5 protein-coding genes are annotated in these 7,822 nt (G+C 69.3%); 2 read left to right on the top strand and 3 right to left on the bottom strand.

What is annotated here, in order from left to right; genetic code table 11:
- Nucleotides 1–206 (top strand): hypothetical protein (locus VNO22_05500; protein HXG60804.1); only part of this gene is annotated, 206 nt, incomplete at its 5' end.
- A gap of 27 nt (nucleotides 207–233) precedes the next feature.
- Here VNO22_05500 and VNO22_05495 read toward each other — a convergent pair.
- From VNO22_05495 to VNO22_05485, 3 genes are all read right to left on the bottom strand, one after another.
- Nucleotides 234–1,700, bottom strand: coding sequence for a DUF1501 domain-containing protein (locus tag VNO22_05495; GenBank protein HXG60803.1), 1,467 nt, complete (start codon nucleotides 1,698–1,700; stop codon nucleotides 234–236).
- Between the two features lie 5 nt (nucleotides 1,701–1,705).
- Nucleotides 1,706–5,206, bottom strand: coding sequence for a PSD1 and planctomycete cytochrome C domain-containing protein (locus VNO22_05490; GenBank protein ID HXG60802.1), 3,501 nt, complete (start codon nucleotides 5,204–5,206; stop codon nucleotides 1,706–1,708).
- Nucleotides 5,207–5,324: 118 nt separating this feature from the next.
- Nucleotides 5,325–6,341: an SMP-30/gluconolactonase/LRE family protein gene (locus tag VNO22_05485; protein HXG60801.1), complete on the bottom strand. Its 1,017-nt coding sequence runs from the start codon at nucleotides 6,339–6,341 to the stop codon at nucleotides 5,325–5,327.
- Between the two features lie 143 nt (nucleotides 6,342–6,484).
- Here VNO22_05485 and VNO22_05480 point away from each other — a divergent pair.
- On the top strand, nucleotides 6,485–7,822 hold a 1,338-nt coding region (locus tag VNO22_05480), incomplete at its 3' end, for a DUF1549 domain-containing protein (protein HXG60800.1).

Here is a 7,822-nt window from a genome sequence, read left to right as displayed (position 1 = left end):
TTATGACCGGGGAAGAGGAGATCCGCCGCTACCGGGAGATGACGCCGGAAGAGCGGTTCGAGATTTTTCGACAGCTCATGGACTTCGCGTGGGACCTGCTTCTGGAACTGCCGGAGGAGGAGCGGCGCCGGCGGCTGGCGTACGCGGAGGCCCAGCATGCCGAGGCCTCGGCCCGACTCGAGGCGAAGTTCAGGTCGCTCCCGTGAGCCGGCCTTCCTTTTTCGACGCCTCCCTCAGGCCAGGATCGCCCGGATGACGCGCGCCTCCTCCTCCACCCCCGTCAGGCGCTGATCCAGGCCCTGGAACTTGTACGTCAGCCGCTTGTGGTCGATTCCGAGGAGGTGGAGAATCGTGGCGTTGACGTCCCGGATGTGCACGGGATCCTTGACCACGTTGTAGCTGAAGTCGTCCGTCTCGCCGTAGCTCACCCCCGGCTTGATGCCCGCGCCGGCGAACCAGAACACGAAGCACCTCGGGTGATGGTCGCGCCCGTAGTTGTCGCGCGTGAGCTTGCCCTGGCAGTAGGTCGTCCGGCCGAACTCGGTCCCCCAGACGACGAGCGTTTCCTCCAGGAGCCCGCGCTGCTTGAGGTCCATGAGAAGCGCCGCGACCGGCTGGTCCACGTCCCGGCACTGGGCGCGCAGATCCCGGGGGAGGTCTCCGTGATGGTCCCACTCCCGGTGGAAGATCTGCACCTGCCGGACGCCCCGCTCGATCATGCGGCGCGCCAGGATCGCCGCGTGCGCGAAGGTGCCCGGCTTGTGGATGTCGGGCCCGTAGGAGTCGAGGATTTCCTTGGGTTCCTTGGACAGGTCCACGAGATCCGGCACCGAGGCCTGCATCCGGAAGGCCATCTCGTACTGCGCGATCCGTCCCAGGGTCTCCGCGTCTCCGGCCTCCTCATACTCGCGGGCGTTCATGCGCCGCAGCGTCTCCAGCATCCGCCGCCGCGCCTCGCGGTTTACGCCCGGCGGGTCCGAAAGATAGAGGACCGGATCCCCCTTGAGCCGGAACCAGACTCCCGAGTGGCGCGTCGGCAGGAAGCCGGATCCCCAGAGACGGTTGTAGAGCGCCTGCGCCTCGCGCTTGGCGCTCCAGCTCGGCGTCATCACGATGAAGGAGGGAAGATTCTCGTTCTCGCTGCCCAGGCCGTACGAGAGCCACGCCCCGAGACTCGCCTTCCCCGGGATCTGCGCCCCGGTGCAGATGTACGTCACCGCGGGGTCGTGATTGATCGCCTCCGTGTGGACGGACTTGACGAACGAGATGTGGTCCACGACGCGCGCGAGGTGGGGCAGAAGCTCGCTCACCCACGCCCCCGACTGGCCGTGCCGGCGGAACTTGAAGATCGAGGGGGCGATGGGGAAGCGCGACTGCCCCGACGTCATCGTGGTCAGCCGCTGGCCTCCGATCACCGACGGCGGCAGGTCCTTGTCGAAGAGTTCCTCGAGCTTGGGCTTGTAGTCGAAGGTGTCCATCTGGCTGACGCCGCCGTTCATGAAGAGGTAGATGAGCCGTTTGGCCTTGGGCGCGAAATGGGGCACGCCCGGCGCGCCGCCTCCGGAAGCGGCGGCCGGGCTTCCGAGCGCCTCGCGCCAGAGCAGGGTCGAAAGCGCGATCGAGCCCGCCCCGGCGGTCGAAAGACGGAAGAAGCGCCGGCGGGTCATCCGTTCGACGGGATCGTGAACCGGATCCGTCATGGCGTTCACCTCTTGGTCACCACTTCGTCGAGATTCAGCACCGCGTTGGCCACCAGGGTCCAGGCGGCCAGTTCCACCGGATCGATCGACGGGTCGGGCGGAAGGTCGCCGAACGAAACCGCCTTTCGGGCCTCTTCGGGCGCCCGCCCGAAGATCTCCCGCTGGGCGCGGTACAGCCCCGCCAGGTCGGCCACGTCCCGGTCCGTGGGAACCCGGAGCGCGCACCGGCGGATCAGCCAGGCCGCGCGCTCCTCGGGCGTGGAGCCTCCCTCGCGGATCGTCTTCCGGGCCAGATGCCGCGCCGCTTCGAAGCACTGCGGTTCGTTCATGAGCATCAGGGCCTGCATGGGGGTGTTGGTGCGCTCCCGCCGCGCGATGCAAGACTCCCGCGACGGGGCGTCGAAGAGCGTCATCATGGGCGGCGCGGAGGTGCGCTTCCAGAAGATGTAGAGGCTCCGGCGGAAGACCTTCTCGGCCTCGGGATCCCGCTGGAAGCGGTACGTGTTGGACCCCGTGTAGCCGACCGCCTCCCAGAGGCCCTCCGGCTGGGGAGGCTTCACGCTCGGCCCGCCCACGCGCTCGACGAGCAGCCCGCTCAGGAACAGGATCTGGTCCCGCACCGTCTCGGCGTCCAGGCGGAAGCGCGGGCCGCGCGCGAGGAGGCGGTTCTCCGGATCCCGCCGCGCCAGCTCGGGGGTCACGCGGGAGCTCTGGCGGTACGTCGCGGAGGTGACGAGCGTCCTCATGAGCTTCTTGACGTCCCAGCCTTCGGCGATGAACCGCGTCGCCAGCGCGTCCAGAAGCTCCGGGTGCGAGGGCGGCTCCCCCTGCAGCCCGAAGTCCTCCGAGGTCTTCACGAGCCCCGTCCCGAACACCTGCTGCCAGAAGCGGTTGACCGCCACGCGCGCGGTGAGCGGATGGCGGGGATCCAGGAGCCACCGCGCCAGCGCCAGGCGGTCGGGCGGCCGGTCCGCCGGGAGCGGCGGAAGGGCTCCGGGCGTCGCCCGGCCGACCTTGGCCCCCTTGCGGTCGTACTCGCCGCGCTTGAGGATGAAGGCGTCCTTCGGCTGCGCGCGCTCCTTGTAGACGAGCGTCGTCGGGATCTGATCGAGGAGCGCGTTTTCCTCCCCGCGCACGAGCGCCAGCTCCCGGAAGATCGCCCGCCACTCCGGCCCGTGGTCCCGCCGGTACTTCCGGCGCAGCGTGTCGCGCTGGGCGTCCGTGCGCTTTTCGGGCGGAGTCGAGAGCGCCGCCGCCACGTCTTCCTGGAGATCGGAGTTCTCCTCCTCCACGATCTCGAAAAGGAAGCGCGCCTCCGCCGTGCCGTAATTGGAGAGCTTGACGAGGAGGACATTCTCGCCGGGTTCGAGCTCCAGCGTGACCTTGTTGGCGTCGTACCGGCGGAAGGCGCGGCGCACGTTGCGCGTGAGGACCGCCGCGCCGTTCAGCCACACCTGAAGAGCGTCGTCCGAGGCGGCCGAAAAGGTGAGCTTCCGGGCGCTCGGCGCGACGATCGTCCGCGCCAGGAAATGCGCCCCGGCCCCTGGGGCGAGGGCGACGACCTTTCCGTCCTGCACGTCCTCCCGCCGGGTCCAGCGAAGCCCTCCGTGCTCGCGCGAGAGATCGGTTCCCTTCTCCGGCCCGTACTCCGTGTCGAAGGGCGAACGCCCGTCGGCCGCGGGGAACGGACCCAGGACGTGCCACGGGCCGAAGGACGCCGGGAGGACCCCCTTGAGGATCTCCCGGTCCCCGCAGGCGGACAGGCGCAGGCGGGTCACGCCCGAGCCCGTCAGGCGGAAGCGCAGGACCTCGCCTTCCCGGAGCGCGATCTCCTCGGCGGCGACGAAGACGAGCGCCGGGCGCCGGCGGGCGTCGCCCGTCCAGGCGGTGTCGGCTTTCCCGTCGATCGCCTTGGCGCCCTCCTTGTCGCGCGCCCCGGAAGGAAGATGCGCGGCCAGCCAGCGGACCGGGCGGGACCGGTCGGGGGAATCCGCCGGGGCGATCCGCGCCTCGAATTCGGCGACGGAGAACGGCGCCTTGTCCGATCCGTCGGGGGGAAGGATTTCCAGCCGGAAGGCGCGCGCGGCGGCGGGCCGCGGCCCCCGGACGGCGAGCTCATACGTCGCCGGAGCGCCCGGCGCGGGCCCCACGGACTTGTCCTCCCGAACCGCCAGCGGCACCCCGTGCGTGCCTTCGAGGTCGAGCGGCGTCCACGCGGCGCGGAGGCGCGCGGCCATCTCCTCCTCCCAGCGCGCCTGAGCGGCGTCCACCTCGGGCGCGGGGGCCCGGAGGCGCGCCTCGAGCGCCGCCGCGCGCTCCCGCAGGAGGGCGAGCTCCTTCGCCTGCTCCGGGTCCGGGACCTTCACGGTCGGCGGCGGATCCTTGCGGTTGCCGTCCATTTCGCTCCCGTCGAGCGAGTTGAAGAAGGCGAAGAGCCCGTAATAGTCCTTCTGGGAGATCGGGTCGTATTTGTGGTCGTGGCAACGGGCGCAGGTGAGGGAGAGCGCCAGGAAGACCTGCCCGAACGTCTCCACGCGGTCGAAGACGTTGCGGCAGTAGACCTCCTCCTCGATGGATCCGCCCTCGTTGGTGGTGACGTGGCAGCGGAGGAATCCCGTGGCGACGAGCGCGTCGAGCGATCCGCCCGGCAGGAGGTCTCCGGCGAGCTGCTCGGTGACGAACCGGTCGAACGGCATGTTCTCGTTGAAGGCGCGGATAACCCAGTCGCGGTAGGGCCAGATCTCGCGGTAGTTGTCCAGGTGCAGGCCGTGGGTGTCCCCGTAGCGCGCCAGGTCCAGCCAGTACCGGGCCATGTGCTCGCCGTAGCGGGGGGACCGAAGGAGCCGGTCGACCAGCCGCTCGTAGGCGTCGGGCGCCGGATCGCGGACGAAGGCCTCCACCTCTTCGGGGGTCGGCGGGAGTCCCGTCAGGTCGAGCGTCACGCGGCGCGCCAGCGTCGCGCGGTCGGCTTCCGGCGAGGGGCTGAGGCCCTCTTCGCGCAGTCGGGCCAGGATGAACTCGTCCACGAACGTGCGGGCCCAGGAGCGGTCGGGGACGGCCGGGACGGGCGGCTCCTCCAGCGGGAGGAGGGACCAGTGGCCCTCCCAAGGGGCGCCCTGCTCGATCCAGCGGCGGATGAGCTGGATTTCCCGGGCGCCCGGCTTCTTTTCCGCCTTCGGCGGAGGCATGCGCTCGTCGTTGTCCCGCGAGACGATGCGCTTCCAGAGTTCGCTTTGCTCCGGGCGGCCGGGGACGATGGCGAACCGTCCGGGCTCAAGCTCCGCCATCGCCCCTTCCTTCGTGTCGAGCCGGAGGTTGGCCTGGCGGCTCTTGGGATCCGGCCCGTGACACTTGATGCAATACTCGGCGAGAATCGGGCGGATGTCGCGGTTGAACCGGATGCGTTCCGGGATCGAAGGGGACGGGGCGGCCTGCTGCGGCTGAGCCGCGCCCGGCGTGGGCGCCCCGGCGAGGACGGGAAGGAGGATCCAGGCGAACCGTCGCATGAACGGATTCCTCGGGGACCGGATCGCCGCTCCACAGATACTACGCCCGGCGGCGTCGGGACGGAGAACTCCCTATAGAAAGATTCCCTCTCGAGCGCCGGTTCGGTGCGGGATTCCGTCAGAAACCCTTTCCCCGCGTGGACGTCCGGATCCGCAGGAGGTACATGTCCGCCGTGATGTAGAGGGTCGAGCCGTCGTCCCCCCAGGCGCAGTTGGCCGTGGCCTCGCCCGTGCGGAGCGTGCCCAGGTGGGTGCCGTCCGGGGCGAAGACGAGGACTCCTCCGGGGCCCGTGGCGAAGAGATTCCCTCGGGCGTCCACTTTCAGTCCGTCGGGAAGTCCCTTCCGGGAGGATACCCATTTCGTGGCGTCGAAGAAGACCCGTCCGGCGCCGACCGTCCCGTCCGCTTTGACGTCGAAGGCCATCCAGATCGCCCGCGCGGGATCGGAGTTGGCCACGTAGAGCGTCTTCTCGTCGGGCGAGAAAGCGATGCCGTTGGGGCGGGAGAGTTCACGGGTGAGGAGAGTCACCTCGCCGTTCGGGGCGAGGCGATAGACGCCCTGGAAGTCGAGTTCCTTGGCGGGATCTTCCATGAGTTTTTCGAGCCCGTAGGGCGGGTCGGTGAAGTAGAGGGCGCCGTTCGAATGGTAAACGGCGTCGTTGGGGCTGTTGAACCGTTTGCCCTGATAACGGTCCGCCAGCGTCACGAACTTCGGAGCGGGGCGGTCCAGGGGGGCGTCCATGCGGGCGATCCGGCGGTCGCCGTGCTGGCAGAGGACCAGGCGGCCCTGGGGGTCGAGCAGAAGTCCGTTGGAGCCGGGCTCCCCCGTGCGCGGCCGGGAACCGGTGTATCCGGAGGGATGAAGATAGAGGCTCACGCCCTCGCCCGGCTTCCACTTCATGACGCGGTTGGGCGGGATGTCGGAGAAGAGGAGATAGCCGCCCGAGCGGACCCACACGGGCCCTTCGGACCAGTCGAATCCTTCGCCCAGGACTTCCATTTTCGCGTCCGGCGGGATGAGCGCGTCCAGACGCGGGTCGAGCCGCTCAATCGAGCCCCGCGTACGCGCCGGGGCGGGTTCCTGGGCGCACGAAGCCAGAAGGAGCGCGGCGGACCAGAGGGCGGCGTGGCGCATGGTTTCCTCCCTGCTCAAACGGACGGGAGGATGATACCAAAAGGCGGACGGGAACATCCCCCGGAAATCGGAGTCGCCGAAACTCGACGGGCCGTGCGCGAGTAAAGCTTATGGAGCGGGACGCGGTAGAGTCGGAGCCGTCCATGAAGGCGTGGTTCGTTCAGGCGGCGCTCGCGTCCGCGGCGCTGGCCGGCGGTGCGGGGTCTCCGGCGCCGGCCGCCCAGGAGTCCGTCTCCCCCGACGGGGCGGAGTTTTTCGAGCGCCGGATCCGGCCGGTGCTGGCGGACAAGTGCTACAAGTGCCACAGCGCCCAGGCCGGCAAGGTCAAGGCGGATCTGGCGCTGGACACCCGCGAAGGACTCCGGCGCGGCGGCCATTCGGGTCCGGCGGTCGTTCCGGGGGATCCGGAGAACAGCCTGCTCATCAAGGCGATCCGTCACACGGACGAGGATCTCGAAATGCCGCCCAAGGAGGCGGATCGCCTGACGCCCGAACAGGTCCGGGACTTCGAAGTGTGGGTCAAGATGGGGGCTCCCGACCCCCGCGGCTCGGACGTGACGCCCCCGGCCAAGCCCAGGATCGATTTCGCCGAGGCGCGCAAGTTCTGGAGCTACCGGCCCGTCCAGGACCCTCCTCTTCCGGCCGTCAAGGATCGCGCGTGGCCCGAAAGCCCGATCGACCGCTTCATTCTCGCCAAGCTCGAGGAGAAAGGGCTCCGCCCCGCCCCCGACGCCGACAAGCGCACGCTCCTTCGGCGCGTGACGTTCGACCTGACGGGGCTTCCGCCCACGCCGGAGGAGATGGAGGCGTTCCTGGCGGACGATTCGCCGGATGCGTTTGCGAAAGTGGTCGAGCGGCTTCTGGCCAGTCCCCACTACGGGGAGCGCTGGGGCCGCCACTGGCTGGACGTCGTGCGCTACGCCGACACGGCGGGCTGCAATTCGGACTATCCGATCCCCCAGATGTACCGGTACCGCGACTGGGTGATCCGGGCGTTCAATCAGGACAAGCCCTACGGAGACTTCATCCGGGAGCAGCTGGCGGGGGATCTTCTTCCCTGGAAGACCTGGGAGGAGCGCAACGAGAAGGTGATCGCCACGGGATACATCGCCAACTCGCGGCGCTTCGCCTCGAGCGAAAACGGCATCCAGCATCTCATCATCGAGGACACGATCGACAACCTGGGGCGCACGTTCCTGGGGCTGACCATTCACTGCGCCCGCTGCCACGACCACAAGTTCGACGCGATCTCCAACGAGGACTACTACGCGCTCTACGGGATTTTCGAGAGCACCCGGTATCCCTTCCCGGGCGTGGAGCTCAACAAGGTGCCGCGGGATCTCGTGCCGCTGGTGCCGCCGGAGGAGGTGGAGCGGATTCTGGCGCCTCATCGGGAGCGGCTGGCGGCTCTGGACGCGGAGGTGAAGCGTCTGGAGGCGGAGCAGGCGGCCGCGCGGAAGGTGATCGCCGAGGAGGGCGAG

Source organism: Planctomycetota bacterium (assembly GCA_035574235.1).
In the GTDB taxonomy this organism is placed as follows: domain Bacteria; phylum Planctomycetota; class MHYJ01; order MHYJ01; family JACPRB01; genus DATLZA01.
This window is presented reverse-complemented; position numbering and strand designations above follow the sequence as displayed.

Bases quoted from the DNA above. Each gene is read 5' to 3' on its own strand.
- VNO22_05485 (HXG60801.1), bottom strand. From the start codon at position 6,341: ATGCGCCACGCCGCCCTCTGGTCCGCCGCGCTCCTTCTGGCTTCGTGC.
- VNO22_05495 (HXG60803.1), bottom strand. From the start codon at position 1,700: ATGACGGATCCGGTTCACGATCCCGTCGAACGGATGACCCGCCGGCGC.
- VNO22_05490 (HXG60802.1), bottom strand. From the start codon at position 5,206: ATGCGACGGTTCGCCTGGATCCTCCTTCCCGTCCTCGCCGGGGCGCCC.